The sequence below is a fragment of the Streptomyces sp. NPDC051940 genome (genome assembly GCF_040680895.1).
GTDB lineage: Bacteria > Actinomycetota > Actinomycetes > Streptomycetales > Streptomycetaceae > Streptomyces.
The window spans coordinates 1-25,616 of the sequence record NZ_JBFAXR010000122.1 but is presented as its reverse complement, the minus strand read 5'-3'; the positions used below and the strand labels follow the sequence as shown (position 1 = coordinate 25,616).

General features: G+C 73.0%; 24 protein-coding genes, 3 tRNA genes and 1 pseudogene. 17 read left to right on the top strand and 11 right to left on the bottom strand.

All coding sequences use genetic code 11. From position 1 onward, the window contains the following. A partial coding sequence (gene cutA / locus AB0M28_RS32555) for a divalent-cation tolerance protein CutA (protein ID WP_365412977.1) occupies positions 1–308 on the top strand: 308 nt, incomplete at its 5' end. Then, a complete protein-coding gene (locus tag AB0M28_RS32550; RefSeq protein ID WP_365412975.1) occupies positions 301–711 on the top strand; it encodes a gamma-glutamylcyclotransferase family protein in 411 nt (136 codons plus the stop codon). The genes cutA and AB0M28_RS32550, both read left to right, overlap by 8 nt. On the opposite strand, the gene AB0M28_RS32545 is transcribed toward AB0M28_RS32550, so the two are convergent. Further along, the gene (locus AB0M28_RS32545; RefSeq protein WP_365412973.1) at positions 668–1,369 is read right to left on the bottom strand and encodes a DUF4328 domain-containing protein; all 702 of its coding nucleotides are present in this window, start codon (positions 1,367–1,369) and stop codon (positions 668–670) included. The two genes, AB0M28_RS32550 and AB0M28_RS32545, sit on opposite strands and share 44 nt — an antisense overlap. A 111-nt stretch (positions 1,370–1,480) precedes the next feature. Next, the gene (locus AB0M28_RS32540; RefSeq protein ID WP_365412971.1) at positions 1,481–3,556 is read right to left on the bottom strand and encodes a molybdopterin oxidoreductase family protein; all 2,076 of its coding nucleotides are present in this window, start codon (positions 3,554–3,556) and stop codon (positions 1,481–1,483) included. 161 nt (positions 3,557–3,717) lie between these two features. Between AB0M28_RS32540 and AB0M28_RS32535 the strand changes: the two genes are divergently transcribed. Next, on the top strand, positions 3,718–4,617 hold the full coding sequence (locus tag AB0M28_RS32535; protein WP_365412969.1) for a sirohydrochlorin chelatase: 900 nt from the start codon (positions 3,718–3,720) through the stop codon (positions 4,615–4,617). Positions 4,618–5,228: 611 nt separating this feature from the next. Further along, on the top strand, positions 5,229–6,506 hold the full coding sequence (locus AB0M28_RS32530) for a deoxyguanosinetriphosphate triphosphohydrolase (RefSeq protein WP_365412967.1): 1,278 nt from the start codon (positions 5,229–5,231) through the stop codon (positions 6,504–6,506). A gap of 25 nt (positions 6,507–6,531) precedes the next feature. On the opposite strand, the gene AB0M28_RS32525 is transcribed toward AB0M28_RS32530, so the two are convergent. Further along, complete coding sequence (locus AB0M28_RS32525; protein ID WP_365412965.1) at positions 6,532–7,029, bottom strand: hypothetical protein; 498 nt, start codon at positions 7,027–7,029, stop codon at positions 6,532–6,534. A gap of 381 nt (positions 7,030–7,410) precedes the next feature. Between AB0M28_RS32525 and AB0M28_RS32520 the strand changes: the two genes are divergently transcribed. After that, positions 7,411–8,427 (top strand): ArsR family transcriptional regulator, encoded by a 1,017-nt coding sequence (locus AB0M28_RS32520; RefSeq protein WP_365412963.1) that lies wholly within the window; start codon positions 7,411–7,413, stop codon positions 8,425–8,427. Between the two features lie 32 nt (positions 8,428–8,459). Further along, positions 8,460–9,044 carry a GNAT family protein gene (locus tag AB0M28_RS32515; RefSeq protein ID WP_365412961.1) on the top strand — a complete coding sequence of 195 codons (585 nt, stop codon included), beginning with the start codon at positions 8,460–8,462 and terminating at the stop codon, positions 9,042–9,044. A gap of 16 nt (positions 9,045–9,060) precedes the next feature. On the opposite strand, the gene AB0M28_RS32510 is transcribed toward AB0M28_RS32515, so the two are convergent. Continuing rightward, on the bottom strand, positions 9,061–9,489 hold the full coding sequence (locus AB0M28_RS32510; RefSeq protein WP_365412959.1) for a MarR family transcriptional regulator: 429 nt from the start codon (positions 9,487–9,489) through the stop codon (positions 9,061–9,063). 84 nt (positions 9,490–9,573) lie between these two features. Here AB0M28_RS32510 and AB0M28_RS32505 point away from each other — a divergent pair, with 84 nt between their 5' ends. After that, positions 9,574–10,077, top strand: a complete 504-nt coding sequence (locus tag AB0M28_RS32505; protein ID WP_365412957.1) for a MarR family transcriptional regulator — start codon at positions 9,574–9,576, stop codon at positions 10,075–10,077. A 95-nt stretch (positions 10,078–10,172) separates the two neighbouring features. Beyond that, positions 10,173–10,829 carry a class I SAM-dependent methyltransferase gene (locus AB0M28_RS32500; RefSeq protein WP_365412955.1) on the top strand — a complete coding sequence of 219 codons (657 nt, stop codon included), beginning with the start codon at positions 10,173–10,175 and terminating at the stop codon, positions 10,827–10,829. Between the two features lie 226 nt (positions 10,830–11,055). Here AB0M28_RS32500 and AB0M28_RS32495 read toward each other — a convergent pair whose 3' ends face one another. Further along, positions 11,056–11,535, bottom strand: a complete 480-nt coding sequence (locus AB0M28_RS32495; protein WP_365412953.1) for a DIP1984 family protein — start codon at positions 11,533–11,535, stop codon at positions 11,056–11,058. Between the two features lie 213 nt (positions 11,536–11,748). Between AB0M28_RS32495 and AB0M28_RS32490 the strand changes: the two genes are divergently transcribed. Together AB0M28_RS32490 and AB0M28_RS32485 are read left to right on the top strand one after the other, a co-directional pair. Beyond that, on the top strand, positions 11,749–12,441 hold the full coding sequence (locus AB0M28_RS32490) for an ABC transporter ATP-binding protein (RefSeq protein ID WP_365412951.1): 693 nt from the start codon (positions 11,749–11,751) through the stop codon (positions 12,439–12,441). Next, a complete protein-coding gene (locus AB0M28_RS32485; RefSeq protein WP_365412949.1) occupies positions 12,438–14,837 on the top strand; it encodes an FtsX-like permease family protein in 2,400 nt (799 codons plus the stop codon). Before AB0M28_RS32490 ends, AB0M28_RS32485 begins: the two co-directional genes overlap by 4 nt. Positions 14,838–14,887: 50 nt before the next feature. Here the strand turns inward: AB0M28_RS32485 and AB0M28_RS32480 are convergent, their stop codons facing one another. Next, positions 14,888–16,381: an ATP-binding protein gene (locus AB0M28_RS32480; protein WP_365412947.1), complete on the bottom strand. Its 1,494-nt coding sequence runs from the start codon at positions 16,379–16,381 to the stop codon at positions 14,888–14,890. A 139-nt stretch (positions 16,382–16,520) separates the two neighbouring features. On the opposite strand from AB0M28_RS32480, the pseudogene AB0M28_RS32475 reads away from it, so the two are divergent. Further along, positions 16,521–16,884, top strand: a pseudogene (locus tag AB0M28_RS32475) (adenylyl-sulfate kinase). Positions 16,885–16,985: 101 nt separating this feature from the next. Continuing rightward, positions 16,986–17,059: transfer RNA gene (locus AB0M28_RS32470), tRNA-Met, on the top strand. 93 nt (positions 17,060–17,152) lie between these two features. Here AB0M28_RS32470 and AB0M28_RS32465 read toward each other — a convergent pair. From AB0M28_RS32465 to AB0M28_RS32455, 3 genes are all read right to left on the bottom strand, one after another. Then, positions 17,153–17,884, bottom strand: coding sequence for a hypothetical protein (locus AB0M28_RS32465; RefSeq protein WP_365412945.1), 732 nt, complete (start codon positions 17,882–17,884; stop codon positions 17,153–17,155). A 108-nt stretch (positions 17,885–17,992) separates the two neighbouring features. Continuing rightward, positions 17,993–19,660: a HAMP domain-containing sensor histidine kinase gene (locus AB0M28_RS32460; protein WP_365412943.1), complete on the bottom strand. Its 1,668-nt coding sequence runs from the start codon at positions 19,658–19,660 to the stop codon at positions 17,993–17,995. Then, positions 19,657–20,373: a response regulator transcription factor gene (locus AB0M28_RS32455; protein WP_365412941.1), complete on the bottom strand. Its 717-nt coding sequence runs from the start codon at positions 20,371–20,373 to the stop codon at positions 19,657–19,659. Before AB0M28_RS32455 ends, AB0M28_RS32460 begins: the two co-directional genes overlap by 4 nt. Positions 20,374–20,589: 216 nt before the next feature. Between AB0M28_RS32455 and AB0M28_RS32450 the strand changes: the two genes are divergently transcribed. Genes AB0M28_RS32450 through AB0M28_RS32435 form a run of 4 tightly spaced genes read left to right on the top strand, consistent with a single transcriptional unit; the run spans position 20,590 to position 24,387 of the window. Next, a complete protein-coding gene (locus AB0M28_RS32450) occupies positions 20,590–21,192 on the top strand; it encodes a hypothetical protein (protein ID WP_365412939.1) in 603 nt (200 codons plus the stop codon). Beyond that, on the top strand, positions 21,189–22,487 hold the full coding sequence (locus AB0M28_RS32445; RefSeq protein ID WP_365412938.1) for a peptidoglycan-binding domain-containing protein: 1,299 nt from the start codon (positions 21,189–21,191) through the stop codon (positions 22,485–22,487). Before AB0M28_RS32450 ends, AB0M28_RS32445 begins: the two co-directional genes overlap by 4 nt. Positions 22,488–22,504: 17 nt before the next feature. Beyond that, positions 22,505–23,179: an ABC transporter ATP-binding protein gene (locus AB0M28_RS32440; RefSeq protein WP_365412979.1), complete on the top strand. Its 675-nt coding sequence runs from the start codon at positions 22,505–22,507 to the stop codon at positions 23,177–23,179. Continuing rightward, positions 23,176–24,387 (top strand): ABC transporter permease, encoded by a 1,212-nt coding sequence (locus tag AB0M28_RS32435; RefSeq protein WP_365412936.1) that lies wholly within the window; start codon positions 23,176–23,178, stop codon positions 24,385–24,387. The genes AB0M28_RS32440 and AB0M28_RS32435 overlap by 4 nt, the downstream gene beginning before the upstream one ends. A 166-nt stretch (positions 24,388–24,553) precedes the next feature. On the opposite strand, the gene AB0M28_RS32430 is transcribed toward AB0M28_RS32435, so the two are convergent. Both AB0M28_RS32430 and AB0M28_RS32425 read right to left on the bottom strand, forming a co-directional pair. Next, positions 24,554–24,627, bottom strand: a tRNA-Ile gene (locus tag AB0M28_RS32430). Between the two features lie 223 nt (positions 24,628–24,850). Beyond that, positions 24,851–24,923, bottom strand: a tRNA-Asn gene (locus AB0M28_RS32425). Between the two features lie 155 nt (positions 24,924–25,078). Between AB0M28_RS32425 and AB0M28_RS32420 the strand changes: the two genes are divergently transcribed. Beyond that, positions 25,079–25,366, top strand: a complete 288-nt coding sequence (locus AB0M28_RS32420) for a YtxH domain-containing protein (protein ID WP_365412934.1) — start codon at positions 25,079–25,081, stop codon at positions 25,364–25,366. Positions 25,367–25,616 lie beyond the last annotated feature (250 nt).

Here is a 25,616-nt window from a genome sequence, read left to right as displayed (position 1 = left end):
CGACGACCTCCGACGAACGCGAGGCCCAGCACCTCGCCCGCGGCGCGGTGGAGCGACGGCTCGCCGCGTGCGCGCAGGTCGGAGGGCCGGTGACGTCGGTGTACCGGTGGCAGGGCGCCGTCGACACCGCGCGTGAGTGGCAGGTGGTGTTCAAGACGGTCCGGGACCGGTACCCCGCGCTGGAGGCGTACCTGCGCGAGGCCCACAGCTACGACACCCCGGAGATCATCGCCACGGAGATCGCCGGCGGGAGCCCGGAGTACCTCGCATGGGTCGCGGCGGAGACCCGGGAGACCGGGGATGCCTGAGCCCGCCGGGGAGCGGCTGCCCTTCTTCGTGTACGGCACGCTGCGTCCGGGGGAGCGGTACCACGCGGAGTTCCTCGCCGGCCGTACCGCGTCGGAGACCCCGGCGACGCTGGCCGGGGTCCTGCTCTACGAGGGCCCCGGCTATCCGTACGCCGTGGCCGTACCGTCCGGTGTCGTGCACGGGGCGCTGGTCATACCGCGGCCCGAGGCGTACGAGGCGGTGCTGCACGACCTCGACCTGCTGGAGGACGGCTACGACCGCGTGGTCTGCCGGGCCGTGGTGGACGGGGCGCCGGTGCGGGCGTGGGTCTACCTCGCCGCGGAGCCCCTCGCGTCCCGGCTGCGGGCGTCGGGCCGGGTCATCGAGGGCGGGGACTGGCTGCGCGGCGCGCCGTCCGCGTAAGGCAGACGACGAGGGCCGCGGTGGCGGCGGCGCCGGCGAGGTACCAGCCGTCCGCGGCCATCCCGTGTGCCAGCGACTCGCGCATCTCCGCGGCCGCCTCGCCGGTACGCACCCCGCTGCTCGCCTCGTCGAACTCGCGGGCCGCGTCCTCGAACCGCGTGAGGGCGTACATCGACAGCACCCACCATCCGGCGACGGGCAGCCAGCCGGCGGAGCGGGCCCGGGAGCCCTCCGCCGCGTTCGCGGACCAGACGTCCAGGGTGATCCGCAGGCCCATCCACAGGTTCACCACCGGGACGAACCACCAGATCATCGACCAGCTCCGGCCGCCCCGTTCCCGGCGCCCAGGGAGCCGGGCCTCGGTCGCGTCCCGGACGGACTGGAACCACAGCAGGAACACGATCACGGTGGCGAGGGTGAGCGCCCGGAGTACGTCCAGGAGGTTGTCGGTCCACATCTCGTCCCGCAGCGCCGCGTCCCAGGCGCCGCCCGTGACGAGCCCGTGCAGATGGATCTGCCGGCCCAGCAGCCACAGGGCGACACCCGCGTCGGCGGCCAGGAGCGCGAGGGCGGCGGCGTACCAGAAGCGCCCGTCCGCGGTCCGCGCCGCGACGGTGCGGCCGGCTGCCGCCGGGTCCGTACCGACCGGTTGCCCCACGCTTGCGTCCGTACCCACCGGTTGTCCCACGCCCACGTCCGCCACCCCTTCGCCGATCAAGGAGCCGAAGCGTAAAGGATCATGCGGCGGTGCGTCGAGAGGTGCGCGGGCTCAGCTCCCCCGCGGTGGCCGGACCGCCTCCACGCGGACCGCGCAGACCTTGAACTCCGGCATCCGGGACACCGGATCGAGCGCCGGGTTCGTCAGCGTGTTGGCGCGGCCCTCGCCCGGCCAGTGGAACGGCATGAAGACCGTGTCCGGGCGGATCGCCGTGCTCAGCCGGGCGGGCGCCGTGACCCGGCCGCGTCGGGAGAGAACCGCGACCGGGTCACCCTCGACGACCCCCACACGGGCTGCCAGCTCCGGGTGGAGCTGCACATAAGGGCCGGGGGCGGCCTCGTTGAGTGCGGGGGTGCGCCGCGTCTGCGCGCCCGACTGGTACTGCGCGAGTACCCGGCCCGTCGTGAGCGACACCGGGTACTCCGCATCCGTCTCCTCCGCCGCCGGCCGGTGCGCGACCGGCGCGAAGCGGGCCCGCCCGTCGGGGTGGGCGAACCGGTCGAGGAACAGCCGCGGGGTGCCGGCCGAGCCCTCGGGGCACGGCCAGAAGACGCCGTCCTCCGCGGCGATCCGCTCGTACGAGATCCCGGCGTAGTCCGCCGTACCGCCCGCCGACGCCCGGCGCAGCTCCTCGAACACCTCCCGGGGGTCGGTCGGGAAGCCCTTCTCCCGCCCCGGTACCAGCCGCTCCGCCAGCCCGTGCAGGACGTCCAGGTCGCTGCGTACACCAGGAGGCGGGTCCACCGCCTTGCGACGCAGCAGCACCCGGCCCTCGAGGTTCGTCATCGTGCCGGTCTCCTCCGCCCACTGCGTCACCGGCAGCACGACGTCCGCGAGCGCCGCGGTCTCCGACAGCACGACGTCCGCGACCGCGAGGAAGTCCAGCGACCGCAGCCGCTGTTCGACGTGCGCGGCGGCGGGCGCGGAGACGACCGGGTTCGAGCCCATGAGCAGCAGCGCGCGGATGTCCGTGCCGAGGGCGTCGAGCAGTTCGTACGCGCTGCGTCCCGGCCCCGGCAGCTCGTCCGGGTCCACGCCCCACACCTCGGCGACATGACGGCGTGCGGCGGGGTCGGTGAGCATCCGGTAGCCGGGCAGCTGGTCGGCCTTCTGCCCGTGTTCGCGCCCGCCCTGCCCGTTGCCCTGCCCGGTGAGGCAGCCGTAGCCGGAGTGCGGGCGGCCCGCCCGGCCCGTCGCCAGGCACAGGTTGATCCAGGCGCCGACCGTGTCCACGCCCTTCGCCTGCTGCTCCGGACCGCGCGCGGTCAGCACCATCGACTCCGGCGCGTCGCAGAACAACGCCACGGCCGCGCGCAGCTGCGGCACCGGCACGCCGGTGATCCGCTCCACGTACTCCGGCCAGTGCGCCATCACGGCGGCCCGGGTCTCCTCCCAGCCGGCGGTCCGCTCCGCGATGAACGCCTCGTCCGTACGCCCCTCGGCCACCACCAGGTGCAGCAGGCCGAGCGCGAGCGCCAGATCGGTGCCGGGGCGCGGGGCGAGGTGCAGGTCCGCCAGTTCGGCGGTGCGGGTGCGGCGCGGGTCGACGACGATCAGCCTGCCGCCGTTCGCCTTCAGCTCCGTGAAGTAGCGCAGGGCGGGCGGCATGGTCTCGGCCGGGTTGGAGCCGACGAGGATCACGCAGCCGGTGCGGGGGATGTCGGCGAGCGGGAACGGCAGCCCCCGGTCGACGCCGAAGGCCCGGTTGCCGGCCGCCGCGGCGGACGACATGCAGAAGCGGCCGTTGTAGTCGATCTGCGAGGTCCGCAGCACGATCCGGGCGAACTTGCCCAGCGCGTACGCCTTCTCGTTCGTCAGCCCGCCGCCGCCGAAGACCCCGACGCCGTCGGGACCGGCGGCCCCCTGCGCGGCACGCAGCCCCTTCGCGATCCGGTCGAGGGCCTCGTCCCAGCCCGCGGGCGCCAGCTCGCCGTCCGCGCCCCGGACCAGCGGCCCGGTCAGCCGCCCGCTCGTCAGCAGACCGGTGGCGGACTGCCCCTTCCCGCACAGCGCCCCGCGGTTGACGGGGAACTCCTCGCGTGCGACCACGTCCAGCTCCCGGGTGATCCCCATCCCGCATTGCAGCGAGCAGTACGGGCAGTGGGTGAGGGTGGTCGCGTCGCTCATGGACACCAGCGTGGGCCGCGGGTGTTACGCGCGGGTGGCGGCCCGTATTACAGGCGCGGGGCCCGGGGCGCACGGCGGGTCCTGGCGCGGTGTGAGGAGCGGTCAACAGACCGTAAACGCGCCGCAACGGCCAGGCAACGGCCTCCGGCGAGGATCGGGGGATGACGGCAGACCAGGGCATTGCGGCAGACCGGGGCGCGGCCACCCCCTCGCCCCTCGCACCGGACGGCCCGCTCGACGGGTTCCCCGGGGGGACGGCGTCCGAGCTGTTCGGCCAGATCACCGCCCAGGCGAGCTCCCGGCTGCGGCAGCTCGGCCGGCTCCGCGCGGGCGCCCCGCCCACGCTGGTCGCCGTCGCCCACGGCAGCCGGCACCCCCGGGCGTCGGCCACCGTGCGGGCGCTGCTGGACGCCGTGCGCACGCTGCGGCCCGGCCTGCCGGTCCGCCTCGGCCACATCGAGCTGAACGAACCGCTGCTCACCGACACGCTCGCCGCGGTCCGCGGCCCCGCGGTCCTGGTGCCGCTGCTCTTCACCCGCGGCCACCACGTCACGCACGACCTGCCGCAGGCCCTGGCCGCGGCGCCCCGCGTCCAGGGCCGCATCGCCGCACCCCTGGGCCCGCACCCGCTCCTCGCGTCGGCCCTGCACGCCCGGCTGACGGAGGCCGGCTGGACCCCCGCGCACCGGCGCGGCGCGGGCGTGGTCCTGGCGGCGGCGGGCTCGCGCTCCCCGGACTCGGCCGCCGACACGGCCCGTACGGCGGCGCTCCTCTCCGACCGCCTCGGCGGCGTCCCGGTCCAGCCCGCGTACGCCTCGGCCTGCACACCGACCCTCGACGAGGCCGTGTCGCTGCTCCGGGCCCGAGGCTGCCGCCGCATCGCGGTGGCATCGTGCTTCGCGGCACCGGGCCTGTTCGCCTCCCGGATGAGCACCGCGGCCCCATGGATCTCCGCAGCGCCCCTGGGCACACACCCGGCACTGGCGCGGCTGGTGCTACGTCGGTACGACGAGACGGCGACGGCCGCGGCGACGCCGGGCGCGGAACTGGCGTCGGCGTGAGCGGCGTCGGCGGTCACTGAAGCTGCCGCAGCAGCTGCGCCAGGGCGGGAGGAGCGCCGGCGAAAGGGGGGCACGTCGAGCAGCGACGGCTGGGCGGATCCGCGGATCAGGGTCAGCGGTGGGCGGGGTGCGCAGGGCCCCCAACAGCCCGTCCAGCGCTTGAAGACTGAGCCGCAAAGCGCCGAACCGCGCCAGCCAGCGCAACCGGCACCCCTCCAGCCCGTCCGGCGTCTGAGGACTGAGGCGCGGAGCGCCGAATCGCGCCGCAGGCGCCGGCGCGAGCCGCACGCTGCGGCGTGACCGCAGCACCACCTCAGCCCGTCCGGCGTTTGAGGACTGAGGCGCGAAGCGCCGAATCGCGCCGCAGGCGCCAGCGCGAGCCGCACGATGCGGCGTGACCGCAGCACCACCTCAGCCCGTCCGGCGTTTGAGGACTGAGGCGCGGAGCGCCGAATCGCGCCGCAGGCGCCGGCGCGAGCCGCACGATGCGGCGTGACCGCAGCACCACCTCAGCCCGTCCGGCGTCTGAGGACTGAGGCGCGGAGCGCCGAACCGCGCCGCAGGCGCCAGCGCGAACCGCGCGCGACCGACGACCGAGCTACCGTCATCCCATGCCCCCACGCGCATCAGGCCTCCCCGGCTACCCCCGCACCGACCTGCACCGCTACGTCGTGGAGCCCGACAAGCGCCCCGGCCGCACAGCCTTCCAACGAGACCGCGCCCGCGTCCTGCACTCCGCCGCCCTGCGCCGCCTCGCGGGCAAGACGCAGGTCGTCACCCCCGGCAGCTACGCCCACGCCTGGGACGCCACCCCCCGCACCCGCCTCACGCACTCCCTCGAATGCGCCCAGGTGGGCCGTGAACTGGGCGCCGCCCTGGGCTGCGACCCGGACCTGGTCGAGACCGCCTGCCTGGCGCACGACATGGGCCACCCCCCGTTCGGCCACAACGGCGAAGAGGCCCTCGACGACGTCGCGGGCCCCTGCGGCGGCTTCGAGGGCAACGCCCAGTCGCTGCGCCTGCTGGCCCGCCTCGAACCCAAGCGCTTCGCCGACGACGGCCGCCCCGTTGGCCTGAACCTGACCCGGGCCGCCCTGGACGCCGCCACCAAGTACCCCTGGCCGCGCGGCGGCCACCCCGACGACCCGGGCTCCCGGAAGTTCGGCGTGTACGAGGACGACCTCCCCGTCTTCGTCTGGCTGCGCGAGGGCGCCCCGCCCCTGCGCCGCTGCTTCGAGGCCCAGGTGATGGACTGGTCGGACGACGTGGCGTACTCCGTGCACGACGTGGAGGACGGCCTGCACGCGGGCCATCTCGACCCCAACGTCCTGCTGGCGGAGGCGGAGAGACGCGAGATCTTCGCGGTGGCCGCCGCCCGCTACGCCCCGGGCGCCGGGGAGGCGGAGCTCGCCGAGGCCCTCGACCGCCTCCTCGACCAGGAGTGGTGGCCGCACGGCTACGACGGCACCGCCCGCGCCCAGGCCCGGCTGAAGGACGCCACCAGCCAGCTCATCGGCCGCTTCTGCCTCGCCGCGGAGGGCGCCACCCGCCAGGCGTACGGCTCGGGCAGGCTGACCCGTTACGCCGCCGAGCTGATCGTGCCGGACGAACAGCGCCTGGAGTGCGCGGTGCTCAAGGCCGTCGCCGACCGCTACGTCATGCAGCGCCCGGACCAGGAACGCATCCGGGCCGAGCAGCGCGTCGTCCTCACGGAGCTGGCGCACGCCCTGATCGCGCGCGCCCCCGACGGCCTCGACCCGCAGTTCCACCGGCTGTTCACCGAAGCGGCGGACGACGCGGCCCGGCTGCGCGCGGTCGTCGACCAGATCGCCGCCCTGACGGACGTCGCCGCCCTGACGCTCCACCAGCGGCTGGTGCGGCGCGGCTGACCCCGCGCCGCCCGGCGGCCGGCCGTCAGCCGATGCCGGTCCAGGAGCCGATGCGGTCGGTGCCCGCGGCGTCGTCGTAGACGGTGACGGTCACCGGCCAGCCCTCGGGGATGTCGAGGTCGACCGTGGGGCCGACCCCGCCCCGCGGGCTGTAGACCGAGCTGGTGACCGTGTCCCCGCCGCCCGGGACGGTGTAGCTGAAGCGCAGGTAGTACGTGTCCCCGTCGGCCTTGCTGTCGTAGAGCCAGATCTTCTCGCCGGACGGGTGGAACTCCATCTTGCCCGTGTACGAACCGCTGACCCGGAAGCTGACCTTGACCGCCTTGCCGCCGGCGTCGTACTGGAAGTACGTGTTGTCGATCGGGTCGATGAGGGTGCAGGGGCAGTCGTCGGTGTCGTAGGTGTACGCGGACCACGTCAGCTCCGACCCGAACGCGTGGGCCGGCGCCGCCGTCCCCACCGCCGCGCCCGCCAAGAGCCCCGCCCCCGCGGCGAGTCCCGCCGCCCTGCGCATGAACCGCATGTCCGCTCCTCGATGAATGCTGGTGTCGTCCGGTGTCCACGACGTACGCCGTCGGGCCCGAAATCCGGCCCGCTCGCGGCGGCCGGTGACTGGCCGCCGCGAGCGGACCGCCCCCCGAGATCCCCCGGTCGGTACCGGGTAAGGCCACCCTCACATGACGCCGCCGACCCCGGCCAACCCTTTGAGCCGTGACTGAAAAGCCCAGCTCACAGGGGTTTCACAGGCGCCGCACAGGTTCCCCGGCCGAGCGTTCGGGAGCGCTCCCATCGCTGTCGGACCCTTGTCCGGCCGACGTGATCCACCGATGATGGGGCCGGGCATCCGCGCCCGTGGGGGAGCGAACTTCGCACTCGCCCGGGGCATTTCACGGGGGAATCGACGATGCTGCGTATCCACTTCACCGACGCCGACCTGGTCCGTACGAAGGTCGCCGCGACGTCCGATCCGCTCTGGGAGGTCGTGTGCAGCCTGCACCGGCTGCAGGCGCGGCGGGGCCGCTGGGCGTTCGCCGGCTGGCACCGCGACAGCCGTGAACGGCTGCGCGAGCGCGGCCTGGAGCGGGTGCTGCGCCGGATGCTGGTGCCGCTCGTGCCGTACGCCGCGTACTTCCCGGACTTCCTCACGCCGCCCGAGGCCGGCGAGGGGATCGCCGGCGGACTCGAGGCCCTGCTCGACGTACCGCAGACCCGGGTCGAGGCCGAGCTGCGCACGCTCGCGACGGTCCGCGCGGTGCCGCCGGAGCTGCGGCGTATCGCGGGCCGCGAAGGGCGCCGCGAGCTGACGCGGGCGATCCGCGGCTACCACGACGCGGTGATCGCCCCGTACGAGGACCGGGTGCTGGCCCAGGTCGAGGCGGACCGCGCGGCGCGGGCGCGCACCTGGCTCGACGGCGGCATGGACGCGCTGCTCGCCACCCTGTCGCCGTGGCTGGTGTGGGACCCCCCGGTGCTGAGCATCCCGCGCTATCCGGCGGTCCAGGACCTGCACCTCGGCGGGCGGGGACTCCTGCTCGTCCCGGTCTACTTCAGCTGGGGCAACCCCGTCACCCTCGCCGACCCGGGCCTCACGCCCGTACTGACGTATCCGGTGCTCAGCGAGCAGGACCCCGCCGGGCTGCCCGGCGACCTGGGCTCCGGCGCGGCGCTGAGCGCCCTGCTGGGCGGCACCCGGGCCGAGGTGCTGCGGACCGCCTCCGCCGGGGCGACGACCGGTGAACTGGCCCGGGCCGCAGGGGTGTCGGCCTCGGCGGCCAGCCAGCACACCGGCGCACTGCGCAACGCGGGCCTGCTGATCAGCCGCCGGCACGGCCAGCGCGTCCTGCACTCCCTCACGCCGGCGGGGGCGGCGCTGCTGCGGGCGTCGGGCGCGAGAGTACGCACTAGTGCAATAGAAGTTTGATGCTAGGTCAAAGCTCGACTACGCTGTCGATCATGCCTGCCATCACGCCACAGCCCGTCGTGCTCACCGGTCGCCACGTCCGGCTGGAGCCGCTCACCAGGGACCACCTCGACGACCTCTTCGCCGCCGGCGGCAAGGACGAGGAGGTGTGGCGCTGGCAGGGGGGTCCGGCGCCGCAGACGCCGGAGGAGCTGGCGGAGAAGCTCGAGTCCGTGCTCGGCGACGACGGTTACGTGCCGTTCGCCGTCATCCATCTCGCGAGCGGCCGGGCGGTCGGCTGGACGACCTATCTGGACATCGACGCCGAACACGAGCGGCTGGAGATCGGCTGGACCTGGTACGGCCGTGCGTACTGGCGCTCGGCGGTGAACTCCGAGACCAAACTGCTGCTCCTCACGCACGCCTTCGAGGACCTCGGCATGGGCCGGGTCCAGCTGAAGACCGACCATATGAACCTCCGCTCCCAGGCGGCCATCGCCCGCCTCGGCGCCACCCGCGAGGGCGTCCTGCGCCGCCACCGCCTCCGCCCGGACGGCACGTGGCGCGACAGCGTCTACTTCTCGCTGCTCGCGGACGAGTGGCCGGCGGCCAAGGAGCGCCTGGCGGCGCGGCTCTGACGCGGGCGCCCCGCCGTCAGCCGCGTCGCGCGTCGAGGTCCGCCCCGACGTTGGCGGCCATCACCGACAGGACGCGCACGGTCTCCCCGTACTGCTCGGGGGTCAGCCCCCGCAGCACGGTGGCCCGGGTCGCGTCGACGCGCTCGGCGGCCTCCGCGTGCGCACCGCGCCCGGCCGGGGTGAGCGCGAGCTCCGGACCGCCGGTCACCAGGCCGCGGTCCGCGAGTTCGGCGAGCGTCGTCGCCAGGTCCGGCCCCTCGCCGTCCCAGAAGGGTGCCAGGGCGGTCGCCAGCTCCGGTCGGGTCGCGGCGCCGCGGCCGAGGGTGTTCAGGACCTGCCACTGCCGGCGGCTCATCCCGAGGTCGCCGAGCGTCGCGTCGAAGTGGCGCTCCAGCAGGCCGTGGAGGTGCTTGAGCCAGTAGCCGATCGGCTTGGGGGTGTCCATGGGGGGCTCCTCGGAGGTGCCTTCTCTCGAAGGTGCATGTAAATTGACATGCAGTTGTCTTCTACTATGCATCAGGGCGGGGCGATGGGCCAGCGAGGGAACAGAGGGGACGGCGAAGCCGCCGACCTCGCGATCGAGACCGCCCTCTCCGCACTGCGCCGCGCGCAGAAGCGCCGCACCCTCGCGCGCCTCGCCGAGCGTCGCGGTGAGCGGTCGGGCCCCCATGCCGCGCTCCCGGACGCGGTCTTCGAGCTCCTCGACGCGGTCGAGGCGGCAGCCGCCGCCGGTACGCCCCTGACCGTCGGCGAAGCGGCCGCCGTCCTCGGCGTGGACCAGCCCCGCGCCAGCCGGCTCGCCGCGCAGGCGCTGCAGGCCGGGCTGCTGCGCAGGGAGGCGGACCAGCACGACGGCCGCCGCTCGATGCTCGCGCTCACCGGCCGGGGCGAAGAGGTCCTGGCCGGGATCCGCGGCTTCCGCCGCCGGATGGTCGCGGAGGTGACAGCGGACTGGCCCGCGGCGGACCGGGCGGCGTTCGCGGTCCTGCTGACCAGGTTCGTACGGGAGTTCGGCGAGCTGGGGCGCGGCTGAGGGCGGGTCCGGGCGGCGGTACCGGACTATCGTCGGACCGTCTGTCCCGGTCCGGGCCCGCCGGGGCCGTGCCCCCCGCTGACGGAGGAAGCGCGTTGGCCGTTCGCCACAACTACGAGCACGAGACCGAGCTGTGGGACGCGTTCGCGCGTTCCGCGTTCGACGGGGCCGCCGCGCCCTCGTTCTGCTGGACCCAGTACCCCGGCCACGGACCGGGCCCCGAGCTGCTCGGGGAGCCGTCCAGCGTGCTGGAGATCGGCTGCGGTACGGGGCGTACGGTCGCCTACCTGGCCCAGTCGGGGATCCGCGCGCACGGCGTCGACCTCTCGCCCGTCATGGTCGCCAGGACCAGGGCCCGCTGGTCGGCCACCGGCGCCACCTTCACCTGCGACGAGGTGCTCGCGTATCTGACCCGCGAGGAGGGGACGTACGACGCCGTCTACTCGATCTTCGGCGCGGCCTGGTTCACGGACCCGGCGAAGCTGCTCCCGCTCGTCCGCCGCCGCCTCGCCCCGGGCGGACGGTTCGTGTTCTCCCAGCCGCCGGCGATCCCCGGCGCGTACGGCCCGCAGGGGATGTACAAGGGCGGTTTCGCCGGGAAGGCGATGTTCACGTACCGCTACAGCCACACCCCCCGCACATGGTGCGGCCTGCTGGAGCGGGCCGGCTTCGCCGAGGCCGACGCGAGCGTGCTGGACGCGCCCACGCCCGGGTACGTCGGCACGCTGATCGTCCAGGCCGCCGTCGTGTGATCGGTGAGGGTGCCCCGAACCCGCCCTCGTCGCCGCTGATCTGCACGTGGTGATGTGCCGTGCGCTGTGCACCTTCACTTGTGCGCTGTGCGGAGCTGCACCGTGACCAGGGGAGTCGAACCCCCGCGCTGCTCTCCGCGCGCCAAGAAAGGAACCGGATCAACCGCCGGTCCGCGGTGTGTGCACGCCTCCGCCGCGACTACCTGCTCCTCACCGATCCGGTGTCCTACTCCAGCAGGTCGGCCTCCCAGTTCGCCCGCTGGATCCGGGTGTCGAGCAGACGCAGCTCCTTGGCCAGCTCCTCGGCCCTCGCCCGCAGTTCGCGGACCGGGAGCGCCGCGAGCATGGTGAGCTCGGAGCGCAGCTGGCGGTATCCGCGCTGATCGGTGCCGGCCGCCGCGTCCGCGGCGGCGTTGACCAGGCTGTGCCGCAGGCGGAGCGTGTCACGGCGGGCCAGCGCGGCGGTGAGGGTCAGGGGCTCCCCGCCGTCCGCCGGGAGCGTCACCGTCGCGTTGGTCTTGTTGATCCGCCCCATCAGCGCCTCCAGCCGGTCCAGATCGGCATGCGCGTCGGTCAGCAGCTGCGCGGCGTCCTCGGCGGGATCCTCGCCCTCCTGGTAGCGGGCGTTGCCCACGACCCGGGTGCGCAGCTGCTCCACGCGCCGCACCAGATCGGCCCGTTCGGCAAGCGCCTCGGCCAGTTTCACGCGTCCTCCCTCTCCTCCCGCCCGGTCTGCTCCCGGACGTGGGGCAACCCTATCCACCAGGCGTACGCCTCAAGGATGACCCCGGGCCGGGTCCTCCGCGGGAGCGACGGGATGTCGGCGCCGCGGCCGACGCGCCGCGGAACCGCCCAGCCCTACGGTCGCTGGGCCGGCACAGCCATGAGCCCCTCGCGACTCCAAGGACGGACGCCTCGCATGACCCATGTGATCGAACTGACAGGTGTGGCCAAGCGCTACGACAGCGCCGGCGCACCCGCGCTCGGACCGGTCGACCTCAGCGTCGCCCAGGGCGAGGCCCTCGCCGTGACGGGCCCCTCCGGCAGCGGCAAGTCGACGCTGCTGAACCTCGTGGCCGGTCTGGACAAGCCGACCGAGGGCTCGGTGACCGTGGCCGGACGGCGGGTCGACCAGCTGGGCGAGCACGGTCTCGCCCGGTTCCGCCGCGAGCAGATCGGCATCGTCTTCCAGTTCTTCAACCTGCTCGACGACCTCACCGTCGCCGACAACATCCAGCTCCCCGCCCAGCTCACCGGCACCTCGCGGAAGAAGGCCGCGGACCGCGCCGCCGAGCTCATGGAGCTGCTGGGCATCGCCCGGCACGCCCGCGCCTATCCCGGCCGGCTGTCCGGCGGCGAACGCCAGCGGGTCGCGGTGGCCCGGGCGCTGATCAACCGGCCCGCGCTGCTGCTCGCCGACGAGCCGACCGGCGCGCTCGACACGGCCTCGGGTCACGACGTACGGGAACTGCTCATCGATCTGCACCGGTCCGGGCAGACGATCGTGCTGGTGACGCACGATCCGGAGCTGGCGGAGGCGTGCGCCAGCCGGACGATCCGCCTGGTCGACGGCCGGCTGGCGCTCGACACGCACGCGGGGGCCGTCCGATGAGCCGCTGGGGTACGGGCCCGCTGGGGCGGGTCGTCCGCTCCGGCGTGGGCCGGCGGCGCGTACAGACGGTGGTGATCGCCGTCGCCACGATGATGGCCGTGGCCTCGGCCGTCGTCGCCGGATCGCTCATGGTCGCGACGAACGCGCCCTTCGACCACGCCTTCGCCAAACAGAACGGCGCGCATCTGACCGCGCAGTTCGATCCGGACAAGGTGAGCGAGGCGCAGCTCGGGGAGACGAAGCAGCTGACGGGAGTGACCGCGAGCGGCGGACCGTACCCGTCGGTCCCGTTCTCGCCGGTGGACGCGCAGGGCGGCCATCTGCCGAGCCTGACCCTGGTGGGGCGGACCGACCCGCACGGCGACGTGGACGACCTCGACCTGAAGTCCGGGCGGTGGGCCCGCGCGCCCGGCGAGGTCGTGCTCTCCGCGTCGCTCACCAGCCCCTTCCTCAAGGTCGGCTCCACCCTGAAGACGTCGGACGAGACCGGTGCGCAGACGCTGACGGTCGTGGGCTTCGCCACCTCGGTGGCCCAGACCGCCGACGCGTGGGCGACACCCGCACAGGTCACCTCGCTCGCCTCGCAGGACAGCCCGGTCACGAGCCAGATGCTGTACCGGTTCGCCTCCGCCGGCTCGAAGGGGCAGATCGCCGCCGACCGCAAGGCACTCGCCGCCGCGGTGCCGTCGGGGGCGCTGGTGGGCACCCAGTCGTATCTGGACACCAAACGGGCCGCCGACGCCGGTGCGCGGGCGACCATTCCGTTCCTGCTGGCCTTCGGCGTGCTCGGCATCGTGATGTCGGTGATCATCATCGGCAGCGTGGTGAGCGGCTCGGTCGGCACCAGCCTGCGCCGGATCGGCATCCTCAAGGCCGTCGGCTTCACGCCGCGCGAGATCGTACGCGCCTATGTGGCCCAGGCGTTGATCCCGGCCGGTGCGGGCATCGCGCTCGGGGTGGTGCTGGGCAACCTGCTCGCCGTACCGCTGCTGGAGGACACCGAGCAGGTGTACGGCACGGCCTCGCTGACCGTGGCCTGGTGGGTGGACGTGGTGGTGCCGCTGGCGGCGCTGCTGATCGTCGGGCTGGCGGCGCTGCTCCCCGCGCTGCGGGCCGGGCGGCTGCGGACGGTCGAGGCCATCGCCGTCGGCCGGGCGCCGCGGACCGGGCGCGGTCAGTGGGCGCACCGGGCGGCGGGCCGGCTGCCGCTGCCGCGGCCGGTGACGTACGGACTGGCCAGTCCCTTCGCGCATCCGGTCCGTACGATCGCGCTGCTGCTGGCGGTCGCCTTCGGCACGGTCGCGGCGACGTTCGCCGTCGGGCTGACGCAGTCGCTGAACGCGGTCGGCGCGGCGTCGGACCCCGAGGAGCGCGCGGCGGTCACCGCCGTCAGCGGCGTGCCGGACGGGGCGGGCGGCGGACCGCGCGTCGAACGCAAGCCCCAGGGCGGGCCGCCCGGGGGAGAGGCGCCGAAGCCGCCGGACGCCGACCCGGCGAAGGTGGCCGCCGCGATCGAGGCGCAGTCGGGCACGGACTCCTACTACGGGCTGAGCCAGGGGCAGGTCACGATGACCGGCCTGTCCGGCGCGGTGCAGGCCAGCCTCTACCGGGGCGACACGAGCGACGGCCGGTACGAGATGATCTCCGGCCGGTGGTTCACCGGTCCGGGGGAGGCCGTCGTACCCACGGGCTTCCTGGAGCGCACCGGCACAGCCATCGGCGACACGGTGCGGGTCACGTACCAGAAGGACAGCCAGCTCCTGCGGATCGTCGGCGAGGCATTCGACACCTCCGACGACGGGCTGCACATCAACACGGACATGGCGACCTTCGCCAAGGCCGAGCCCCAGACCTTCCAGATCGCGCTGAAGCCGGGTGTCGACCCCGCCCAGTACGCCCAGAAGCTCAACGAGGCGGTGGAACCGCTGGGCGGCGACGTCTTCGCCAACTCGCCCTCGCAGCAGGAGAACATGATCCTCATCCTGGACGCGATGGCGGTGCTGCTCACCCTGATGCTGGTCTCGGTGGCGGGCCTGGGCGTACTCAACGCCGTGGTCCTCGACACCCGCGAACGCGTCCACGACCTGGGCGTCTGCAAGGCGCTCGGCATGTCCCCACGGCAGACGCTCACCCTCGTCCTGGCGTCGGTCGCGGGGATCGGCCTGCTCGGCGGCCTGGCCGGCCTGCCGCTCGGCTACGCCCTGCACGGCTACGTACTCCCGGTGATGGGCCACGCGGCGGGCACCAACCTGCCGCCGTCCATCCTCGAGGTCTACGACACCCCGCAACTGGTACTGCTGGGCCTGGCAGGCATCGCCATCGCCATGCTGGGCGCGCTCCTCCCAGCAAGCTGGGCGGCAAAAACCCGCACAGCCACAGCACTGCGCACGGAGTGACACCTCGGGCGCCGCGTGTCCCGTCCCGGGGGGCACGCGGCGCCGCCCGCCTACCGCGGCGTGCGGGCGTAGAGCTCCGCGAGGCCGACCAGTCGCGCCTCGCCCTTTTCGGCCTCCGCCCGAAGCGCGTCGCTGAAGCCCGCGGCGCCGAAGCAGGCGAGGACGCAGTGCCCGGTATCCATGCCCCGGGCGTCGAGGAGGTCCCGGGCGCGGCGAAGCCGGTCCAGGTGGGGCAGGCCCATCACGGTGCCCCACTTCGCCTCGCCGAGCATCGCGACGGACGTACGACCGCTTCCCGATCCGGGCTCGACCACCGCGACGTCCACTTCGATCTGCTGCCGGGCCACAGGGTCGACGACGACCCCGCGGCCCACTTGCCCCAGCCGGTCACCGAGCAGTGCCCTCCCGGGCCCGAGCATGAAGTCCCGGCATACCGTCTCGAAGTGCGGCCCTGCGACCTGCGCGGCGAAGCGCTCCTTGGAGCGGGCCCACACGTCGGTGGCCTGGCCGCTTTCGAGCAGGGCCCAGGAGGGGCGCATCACCGCCTCGTAGAAATTGATCAGCGGCTCGGTGATGCGGTAGTGCGACTTCCCGGCCCGGAAGAGGTCCGCGTCGCGGGCCAGTAGATGACTGTCCTCCAGCACGTTGAGGGGGTGCGAGATGTCCACCGACTTGCGGCCGATGTAGTTCGCGATACCGCCCCGCGTCGCGTTGCCTTCCGCGACGGCGGCCAGTACCGAGTGGTAGAGCGCGGCATCCCGGATCTCGGCCTCCTCCGCGAGGAGATAGCGGGCCTCCCGGAAGAGCGGGCTGAGCGGGGAGAGCACCGTACGGCACAGCCAGTCGTCGAAGTCGGCCAAGGTGGCGGGCACGTCGTCGGCCAGGAACTGCCGGCGGTATGCGGGAGTGCCGCCCAGCACGGCGTGGAGACGGACAGCGAGCTCGGGAGTCGCGCGGACACCCCAGAACTCCCCCGAGGGGCGATAGCCGAACGGCCTGACGACAAGTTCCAGCTGCGCCCGCCCCCGCAGCGGGGCCGTGGCGGCGAGCAGGCCGCCCATGACGGACATGGCCGACCCGCACAGCAGCAGCCGGATCCGGCTCTCCTCGCCCTGAAAGCGGTCGGTCTCGCGCTGCACGATCGAGGGCAGCTCGGGGGCCGCCTTGACCAGATACGGGAACTCGTCGATCACCACCAGCACGGGACTCGCACCCCGCCCGGGAGAGCCCAGCGAGAAGAGATAGGAGACCGCGTCATCCCAGGTGGCAAAACTGAACGGGACAGGTGAGTCGACGTACCGGGCGAGTGCCGCGCCGAACTGCCGCAGTGACTCACCGGCGGTCGCCGCGGTCGCCCCGAAATAGAAGCCGCCACGGCTCTCGGTCAGCGCCCGCAGCAGGTAGGTCTTGCCCATCCGCCGCCTGCCACTGACCACACCGAGCATGGCGTGGGCTGCCGGGCGGTCCACGAAGGCCGTCAGCGCATCCCACTCGGAGTCGCGGTCGAAGACGTGAGTCGGTTTCACGGCGCTCTTGTCGCTCACGGTGCGCTACTCCCTGTTACGGGTCCGCATCAGCTAGGGATGTATTCCTTAGAAGTGTACTCCTAAGGGAAGCCGGAAGGCAGCTATGGTCGGCCGGTAGGCTCCCAAACCGACCGCACTGGTGTGTGATCATGCCGATGTGAGCTTCGGTCGAATCATCTTCCTCAACGGCACTTCCAGCTCGGGGAAGTCGAGCATCGCCCGGGAGCTTCTCGACCTTCTGGATGACGGCGTCTACTTCCACATGGCGGTCGACGGCTTCAACGCGATGCGTACCACGCGGGAGCTCGGAACCGAGGAGCTCGATGCCGCGCTGCGGCGGACCAGGATGGGCTTCCACCGCTCGATCGCGGCCATGGCCGAGGTGCGACACCGGTACGGCGAGTCCGCGCGAATGCGCGCAGCAGATCAAGGAGTTCCTTCCGCACCGGGCCAGTCCGACCGCCTTCACCCGCCTCGGCCGGCGCTACCTGACGGACGGACCGGAACCGCCGGCTGGGTGAGCGCCTGCGTGCCCGTGCGGCGTTCCCGACCGCGGACCCTGCGCGACCGGGCTGGGCGATTCGCTGTTGCCGTCGGCAATGACGTAAGGTGGTGCTCACGACGCGGGGTGGAGCAGCTCGGTAGCTCGCTGGGCTCATAACCCAGAGGTCGCAGGTTCAAATCCTGTCCCCGCTACTACGCGAGGCCCTTCGACGCTCAGCCGTCGGAGGGCCTCGCAGCGTCTTGCGCCGCGGTGAGCGGGCTCGATGCGCCGGCCGCCGACGAGTGTCAGACGACGGACAGTTCGAACGCCACCGGTACCCGGTGATCGGCGTCGCCGGCGCCGACGCACACCGTCACCTCGGTGATCTCGGGGTCGAGGGTGACCGTCGCGTCGATGTCCTCGACCGTCTCGAAGAGCGCGTACCAGGGCCCCTCGTAATTGTTGGTGTTGCCGGTGACATTGATGCTCCAGCTGGTCCGGCCGGTGGAGGTGCCGGTCAGCCGCACGGTGGCACCGGGCTGGACGGCGGTCCTGTCCCCGCACGCCTGCGCGGCCGACAGCTTCGCCGTGTGCGGGCCGATGTCGTTGACCGCGCGCGGGCTGGATGAGGTGAGCGCCATCCGGTAGTTGGCGACGAGGCTCAGGGGTATGGGCTTCACGACCCAGTCGAGGCTGAGGCAGGCCCGGTAGACGAAGTCCTCCGTGCCGGCCGCCGTCACCGTCCTGTCGATCGGCACCTCACCCGCGGTGCGTGAGCCGGCCGAGGCGCGCAGGACCACGGTTTCCGCGCCGCTCGGGCTGTCGGCCTTCCGTACGGTCCATTCGCCGGTGCTGTCGTCGAGGGCACCGGTCAGCCGCACACCGTTGTCCGACTGCACCCAGTCGGTGCACACGGAGTCGCCGACCTTCAGGCCCTGCCCGGCGCCATCGGCGGCGCCCGCCGGGCTGACCGCGCCGACGGTGATGAGCGCCCCGGCCGCGACCGCGACGATCATGATCCGTTTCACTGCGTTCATGAGTGTTCCGTTCCGGAGCTGTCGCTGTTCGGAACCCCGCCGCAGAGGCATGGTCGGCGGAGTTGGTTTCACCTTCAACCAGCTGTACGGATCGCTCGGAGCACTCGTTCAGGTCAGGGCTCCGTCAACTCCGTGCCGGGGCGGCCGTGGTGGGGTCGGCGTCCGCTGACCTGTGCGGCGAGTGCGGCGAGGCGGGTCGGACTCGAACCCAGGGCCGACGGGGAAGCTCAGTGGACCAGGGGCATGATCACACCCCGCCCCGCCCTCCAGGCTCGAGCCCACTGGCATCGCTCCCGGACCGGCGGGCGGCGGTTCCGCGAGCGGGAGGGTGATGCGGAACGTCGCCCCGGCGCCCGGCGAGCTGTGCACGCTCGCGGTGCCTGCGTGAGCGGTCACGAGCGAGGCCACGATGGCGAGTCCGAGCCCGGAGCCGCCGGTGCTGCGGGTCCGTGAGGTGTCGGCGCGGTAGAAGCGTTCGAACACGCGCTTTGCCTGTTGGGGGGTGAGGCCGGGGCCTCGGTCGGTGACGTCCAGGGTCAGGGCGGCGGCTTCGCCGAGTCGTCCGGGGCCGAGTTCGATCGTGACGGGTGTGCCGGGTGGGGTGTGGGCCAGGGCGTTGCCGGTCAGGTTGGACAGCACCTGGCGCAGCCGGTCTTCGTCACCGGTGACGACGTACTCCGCCTGCTCGTCGGCCTGTAGCCGGATGTCGCGGTCGGGGGCCAGCAGCCGCGCGTCGCGGACCGCGTCGATGGCCAGGGCGAGCACGTCGACCGGGTGCTGTTCCAGGGGGCGCTGCTGGTCCAGCCGGGCGAGCAGCAGCAGGTCCTCCACCAGCGTGCCCATCCGGCCGGCTTCCGCTCCCACCGTGTCCAGCATCCGCCGGAGCGCGGCGCGGTCGTGGTCCGGGCCGTGCTGGGCGTACTCCGTCCAGGCGCGGATGACCGACAGCGGCGTACGCAGTTCGTGGCCGGCGTCCGAGACGAATCTGCGCATCCGCTCCTCCGAGCCGCGGGCCTTCGCCTCCGACCGGGCCTGCGCCTGGTAGCCCTCTTCGATCTGCGTGAGCATGGCGTTGAGGGCACGGCCGAGCCGGCCCAGCTCGGTGCGCGGTGGATAGTCCGGTATCCGCTGCGTCAGATCTCCCGCGGCGATGGCGGCGGCCGTTCTCTCCACCCGGGCGAGCGGACGCAGGCTTGCCCGCACGATCGCGACGCTCGCGACGGCCAGGACGGCCAGCCCCAGCGCGCCCACTGCCAGGGTGATCCTGGTCAGCCTGGAGATCGTGCTGTCCAGTTCGCCGAGGCCCGCCGCGACCACGACCCACCCCGAGGTCTCCGCGAGCGGCTGGACCAGGATCCGCCAGCTGCTGTTGCCGGCGCCCGCCGGCAGGGTCAGCGGGCGCCCCTCGTGCTCCTTCAGCCAGGCCGGGTCCTGTGGCACGGCGAGGAGGCCTGACGCCGGTGCCGGGCGGCTGCTCCCGCTGTCGGGCCGCACCGGCCGTCCGTCGGCGTCGCGCTGCTCGATCCGGTAGAAGGCCGTTCCGTTGGGCGACGCGGCACCGCCGGTGCTCCGGCGCGGCGGCAGCGCATCGACCGGGCTGCGGTCGTAGCCGGCGGCGACCGTGCTGAGCTGGGCGTCGGTCCGGTCGAGCAGCTGCCCGCGCAGCATGCTCACCCCCGCGGTGCTGATCGCGGTGAGCACCACCGTGACGAGCAGCAGCATCGCGGCGGCAAGCCTGATCCACAGGGGTGCCCGGGCGAGGATGCCGCGGTTCACGAGGGCTGCCGCAGGATGTAGCCGACTCCGCGGAGGTTGTGGATCAGCCGTGCCTGCGGTTCGCCGAGCTTGCGCCGGAGCGCGTGGATATAGGTTTCCACGATCCCGCTGTCTCCGCGGAAGTCGTAGTCCCAGACATGGTCGAGGATCTGCGCCTTGGACAGGACGCGACCGGGGTTGGCCATGAAATAGCGCAGCAGCTTGAACTCGGTGGGTGACAGGGCGATCAGCTCGCCGGAGCGCCACGCCTCGTACGTCTCCTGGTCGAGTTCGAGATCGGCGAAGGTCAGCCGGGCGGCCGGGGCCGCTGCCGAGCCGCGCTGCCGGCGCAGCACGGCGTGGATACGGGCTATCACCTCATCGAGGCTGAACGGCTTGGTGATGTAGTCGTCGCCTCCGATGGTCAGCCCCCGGACCTTGTCCTCGGTCGCGTCCCGTGCGGTGAGGAACAGCACCGGCACGGGGGTGTCGGCACGCAGTCTGCGCAGGACCTCGAAGCCGTCCAGGTCGGGCAGCATCACGTCGAGGACGACGGCGTCGGGACGCAGGCGCCGGGCTTCCGCCAGAGCCTGCCGCCCGGTCGTGGCGGTGACCGTGTCGAATCCGGCGTAGCGCAGGCTCGCGGCCAGCACCTCCAGCAGATTCGGCTCGTCCTCGACCACCAGCAGCCGTGCCCTCGCCCCAGACCCGCTCCCGTCCGTCGCCGCGCTCATCCGTGCCTCCCCGTCCCGTAGTTCCGCCAGCCCTGTCACATGGTGACCCGCCCGCCTGAGCGTTGTCTGAGGACTTCCTCAGGAGTCGCTGAGCAGGGCACTCAGCAAGCTCTGAGTTTCGGCTGAAGGCCCGCTGATCCTGCCCCGTCAGGATCGCTGCTCGTACGACCGGCCGGCGAGCGGACCGACGGCGTGCCGAGGCGAGGAGTAGCGAGGATGAAACAGACCCGGGGCCAGGTGCACAATCCCGTGAGCGGCCCGACCGGAACCAGGCGGTCCAGGCGCTGCAGGCTGCGCGTGGGGGTCGTCGTCCCACTGCTGGCAGCGGGGGTCCTGCTCACCGGCTGCTCGGATCCGTCGTCCGACCCGGGCAGCGGGGGCCCGTCTGCCACCGGCGAACGGGACCGCGCTCTCGCGTTCGCCGAGTGCATGCGGAAGAACGGCGTGGAGAAGTTCCCCGACCCGGGCGACGACGGCGGTGTCATGGTCGGCAAGGACTCCGGCATCGACCCTGAGTCGGCGGAGTTCAAGAAGGCTCAGGAAGCCTGCCAGGACCTCGCCCCGCAGGGCGGGGGCGGAGATCCGAAGGACGGCAAGCCCGCCGACCTGGAGAAGGCCCGCACCTGGGCGAAGTGCATCCGCGACAACGGCGTGCCGGACTTCCCCGACCCGGAGAGGGACGGCAACACACTGATCGTCGACATGACGGGCGTCGGCACCGGCGGCGAGGATCCGACGCTGGAAGCGGCCATGGACACCTGCAAGGACAAGCGTCCCGCCGGCAACATCAGGATGCGGCAGAACGGCGGCGGGCAGTGACCGGCCAGGACCACGCCGAGACGTACCGCGACACCCGGACGCCAGGCCGCCCCGCCGTCGACGACCCCCGGACGCCAGGCCGCCCCGCCGTCGACGACACCCGGACGCCGGACCGCCCCGCCGTCGACGAAAGCGAGCCGGACGACGTCCCCGCCGGGCCGCCGCGCCGACGGCGGCACCCCGTACGCACCTCGCTCATCGCGCTGGCCGCCGCTGCGGTGGCAGGCGCGGGCGGGATCGCGGCGACCGGCGTGCTGGGCGGCGACGGAGGAGGGACACCGGCGGCCGCTCCCTCGGGCCCGGCCCGCACCACACCGGTCGAGCGGACCACGCTGACCCGCAGCGAGACCGTCGACGGCACCCTCGGCTACGGCGCCGCAAGCCCCGTACATGCGGCGGGCGCAGGAGTTGACCAGCCCGCCACGGGCGGCGGAAAGGACGGCGACGGCGCAGGGGCCGGCGGCGGGACCATCACCTGGCTGCCCGGCGAAGGCGATGTGATCAGGCGCGGCGAAGCCGTCTACAGCATCGACGAGGACAAGGTCCCGCTGCTGTACGGCACCACCCCGCTGTACCGCACCCTGGACGTCGGCACCGAGGGCGGGGACGTCGAGTTGCTGGAGAAGAACCTGGCCGCGCTCGGCTACACCGGCTTCACCGTCGATGAGGAGTACACCGCCGGCACCGCGGATGCCGTGCAGGCCTGGCAGGAGGACCTGGGCCGCGAGGAGACCGGCAAGGTCGCGCCCGGTGCGGCCGTGGTCGCCTCCGGCGCGAAGCGCGTCGCCGAGGTCAAGGCAGCCCGTGGCACCTCCGCCTCGGGCGAGATCCTCACCTGGACGCACACCGAGCGCCTGGTCACCGTCGATCTGGAGGCGCAGTACGAGGACCTGGTCAAGGAAGGCGCCAAGGCCACCGTGAAACTCCCCAACGGCACCCAGGCCGACGCCACCGTCACGCGCGTCGGCAACGCCGCCACCGCTCAACCCGCCGCGTCAGGCGGCAGCGGTACGACCACCCTGCCCGTCACGCTGACGGTGAAGGACCAGAAGAAGCTGGGGCGTTACCAGGCCGCCCCGGTGAAGGTGAACCTCACCGCGGAGACCCGCAAGAACGTACTGGCGGTGCCCGTCAACGCCCTCACAGCCCGCAGGGGAGGCGGCTACGCGGTGCAGGCCGTCACCGCGAGCGGGGTGGAGAACCGGTCGGTGACGCTCGGCCTGTTCGCGAACGGCATGGTCGAGGTATCCGGTGCCGGCATCACCGAGGGCCTGAAGGTGGGGATCCCGCAGTGAGGCCGCCCGTCATCGAGATGTCCGGGGTGTCGAAGTCCTACGGCGACGTGGCCGCCCTCGCCGACGCCGAACTGGCGATCCGGCACGGGGAGATGCTGGCGATCGTCGGCCCCTCGGGCTCCGGGAAGTCCACCCTGCTGAACATCATGGGCACCCTGGCCCGCCCCACCGCCGGAACGGTACGCATCGGCGGGCATGCCGTCGACGAGCTGTCCGACCGCGAGCTGTCCGCGCTGCGTGCGGCCACCATCGGCTTCGTCTTCCAGTCCTTCCACCTGGCCGCCGGAGTACCGGCCCTCGACGCCGTCGCCGACGGCATGCTCTACAGCGGCCGGCCCCTGCGCGAGCGCCGCCGGCTGGCACGCCGGACGCTGCGCCGGGTCGGCCTGGGACATCGCCTCTTCAACGAGCCGCACCAGCTCTCCGGGGGCGAGAAACAACGCGTCGCGATCGCCCGCGCGGTGCTGGGCGATCCCCCACTCCTGCTCGCCGACGAGCCCACCGGCGCGCTCGACTCCCGCTCCGGCACGGTGGTGATGGAGCTGCTGCACGAGCTGCACGCCGCCGGCACCACCGTCGTGGTCATCACCCACGACCGGGACATCGCGGCCTCGCTGCCGCGCGAGGTACGTATCAAGGACGGCCGGATCGAGAGCGACTCGGCCGTGCCGGAACGGACGGTCCTGCGATGAGCACACTGACCCCACCGCGCCCCAAGCCGGCCCGGCTGAGCCCCGCGGACACGCTCCGCACCGGCGGCTCGGGCCTGCGCACCCGACCGATGCGCGTCTTCCTGTCGGCACTCGGCATCGCCATCGGCATCGCGGCGATGATCGCGGTGGTCGGCATCTCCACCTCCAGCCAGGAGCAGCTGAGCCGCAAGCTGGCCGCGCTCGGCACCAACCTGCTCACCGTGACCCCCGGGCAGACCTTCGCCGGCGGCACCGCCCATCTGCCCGACCAGGCGGTGCCGATGGTGCGGGAGATCGACGGGGTCGAGTCGGTCTCGGCGATCGGCAGGACCGACGCGAAGGTGTACCGCAACGACCACGTTCCCAAGGCCGAGACCGGCGGCATCTCGGTGTACGCGGCGCGCACCGACCTGCCCGCAACCGCCGGCGTCGACATCGTCGACGGCCGCTGGCTCAACGCGGCCACCGCGCAGTACCCGGCGGTCGCCCTCGGCGCGCAGGCCGCACGGCAGCTCGGCGTCTACGAGGCCGGGCCCGGCGTACAGGTGTGGCTCGGCGGCCGGTGGTTCACCGTCGTCGGTCTGCTGGCCGCCAACGAGCTGGCCCCGGAGCTGGACTCGGCCGCGCTGGTCGGCTGGCCGGCGGCCGAGCAGGAGCTGGGCTTCGACGGCTACGCGACGACCATCTACACCCGCACCGCGGAGGCCTCGGTGACGGACGTACAGGAGGTGCTGGGCGCCACCGCCAACCCGCAGCACCCCAACGAGGTGAAGGTCTCCCGGCCGTCGGACGCCCTGGCGGCCAAGCAGGCCGCCGACGACGCGCTGTCCGGCCTGCTGCTGGGCCTGGGCGCGGTGGCGCTGCTCGTCGGCGGCGTGGGGGTGGCCAACACCATGGTCATCTCGGTGCTGGAGCGCCGGGCGGAGATCGGCCTGCGGCGCTCGCTGGGCGCCACACGGGGCCAGATCCGCACCCAGTTCCTGTGCGAGTCGCTGCTTCTCTCCGCCCTGGGCGGCATCGGCGGCGTGGCCCTGGGCATCGGGGTGACGGCCGGCTACGCGGGCTACCAGAGCTGGCCGACGGTGGTTCCGCCCTGGGCGATGGCGGGCGGGGTCGGGGCGACGCTGCTCATCGGCAGCCTGGCCGGCTTCTACCCGGCCCTCCGCGCGGCCCGCCTCCCCCCGACCGAGGCGCTGGCGGCTACGTGAGAGGAGGCGCGTGGACTATGCGGGGGTTCCTGCAAGCTCACCCGCAGAGGGTCGAAAACGACCGAACCTGAGACCAGTGGCTTCGGTCTACTGACCGAATCTGCCGATCCGGCCGCCTCGAAAGCGTCGTCCCGCAGGTCAGAACGATTCTTCTGACCTGCATCGGTGGGGCGGGTGGGACTCGAACCCACGGCCGGCGGATTATGAGTCCGCTGCTCTAACCGGCTGAGCTACCGCCCCGTAACGGCGTGCCGCGTACAGATGTGCGCGCCGTCTGCCGCAGCATAGCTGTTCATACGATCTGTCGCCCGGGGTCCCCCTGTCATATGACTCGGAAGCCGGGCCAGGTCGTATGCCCGCAGGTACGAGCTGGGTGGACGTGTCGGTTCCGGGGGCGTCGGCGGGTGGCCGGGGGACGGATGCCCGCAACGCGAAGAGGCCCCCGGAGGGGCCTCTCTGGTTGCTCCCCCGACTGGACTCGAACCAGTAACCTGCCGGTTAACAGCCGGCTGCTCTGCCAATTGAGCTACGGAGGAATGCTCTGGGGGGTGCTCTCCGGTCTCCCGGGGGGCGTTCCCTCGCTGCGAGCAATACATTAGCGCATGGCAGGGCGTGCTCTGAAATCGGTATTCGCGGGTACCCGCCCCTGCCCCGAGCAGCAGCCACGACCAGGCCGAGGAGGGTGGCAGTCATGCCGCACCGGATCACGTTCGTCGCAGGGATGGCCGTGGGGTACGTGCTGGGCGCGCGTGCCGGGCGGGAGCGGTACGAGGAGATGAAGAAGACCGTGCGCGAGTTCAGCCAGAACCCCGCCGTGCGCAACGCCGCCGAGGCGGCCGCGCTCAGCGGGCGGCAGGCCGCGGCGAAGGCCTTCGGCGAGGTCTCCTCCCGGCTCCCCGAGCAGGTGACCGCCCGCTTCCGCGGCCGGCGCGGCGGGGACGAGCCGTACTCCGACGACTGGGGCACCAGCAACACCTGACCCCGCGGCGGCCGCGCAGCGCAGCATGCGGCGCGGCCGCGCGAGGCAGCCACGGACGCAACCCTGTGACGCGGATCACGTTTGATTCGTCGACCCGCACACCCGCTGGGCACCCGCCCCGATGGTGCATCATTTCCGCATGGGGATAGTCGCCGGTCTGGACAGCTCGACCGAGAGCACGCACATAGTCGTCTGCGACGCCGAGACCGGTGCCGTGCTGAGACAGGGGTACGCCCCGCATCCCAAGGCC

Coding starts and splice junctions, on each gene's coding strand:
- AB0M28_RS32550 (WP_365412975.1), top strand. CDS start 301: ATGCCTGAGCCCGCCGGGGAGCGGCTGCCCTTCTTCGTGTACGGCACG.
- AB0M28_RS32540 (WP_365412971.1), bottom strand. CDS start 3,556: ATGAGCGACGCGACCACCCTCACCCACTGCCCGTACTGCTCGCTGCAA.
- AB0M28_RS32535 (WP_365412969.1), top strand. CDS start 3,718: ATGACGGCAGACCAGGGCATTGCGGCAGACCGGGGCGCGGCCACCCCC.
- AB0M28_RS32530 (WP_365412967.1), top strand. CDS start 5,229: ATGCCCCCACGCGCATCAGGCCTCCCCGGCTACCCCCGCACCGACCTG.
- AB0M28_RS32525 (WP_365412965.1), bottom strand. CDS start 7,029: ATGCGGTTCATGCGCAGGGCGGCGGGACTCGCCGCGGGGGCGGGGCTC.
- AB0M28_RS32520 (WP_365412963.1), top strand. CDS start 7,411: ATGCTGCGTATCCACTTCACCGACGCCGACCTGGTCCGTACGAAGGTC.
- AB0M28_RS32515 (WP_365412961.1), top strand. CDS start 8,460: ATGCCTGCCATCACGCCACAGCCCGTCGTGCTCACCGGTCGCCACGTC.
- AB0M28_RS32510 (WP_365412959.1), bottom strand. CDS start 9,489: ATGGACACCCCCAAGCCGATCGGCTACTGGCTCAAGCACCTCCACGGC.
- AB0M28_RS32505 (WP_365412957.1), top strand. CDS start 9,574: ATGGGCCAGCGAGGGAACAGAGGGGACGGCGAAGCCGCCGACCTCGCG.
- AB0M28_RS32490 (WP_365412951.1), top strand. CDS start 11,749: ATGACCCATGTGATCGAACTGACAGGTGTGGCCAAGCGCTACGACAGC.
- AB0M28_RS32485 (WP_365412949.1), top strand. CDS start 12,438: ATGAGCCGCTGGGGTACGGGCCCGCTGGGGCGGGTCGTCCGCTCCGGC.
- AB0M28_RS32465 (WP_365412945.1), bottom strand. CDS start 17,884: ATGAACGCAGTGAAACGGATCATGATCGTCGCGGTCGCGGCCGGGGCG.
- AB0M28_RS32455 (WP_365412941.1), bottom strand. CDS start 20,373: ATGAGCGCGGCGACGGACGGGAGCGGGTCTGGGGCGAGGGCACGGCTG.
- AB0M28_RS32450 (WP_365412939.1), top strand. CDS start 20,590: ATGAAACAGACCCGGGGCCAGGTGCACAATCCCGTGAGCGGCCCGACC.
- AB0M28_RS32440 (WP_365412979.1), top strand. CDS start 22,505: ATGTCCGGGGTGTCGAAGTCCTACGGCGACGTGGCCGCCCTCGCCGAC.
- AB0M28_RS32435 (WP_365412936.1), top strand. CDS start 23,176: ATGAGCACACTGACCCCACCGCGCCCCAAGCCGGCCCGGCTGAGCCCC.
- AB0M28_RS32420 (WP_365412934.1), top strand. CDS start 25,079: ATGCCGCACCGGATCACGTTCGTCGCAGGGATGGCCGTGGGGTACGTG.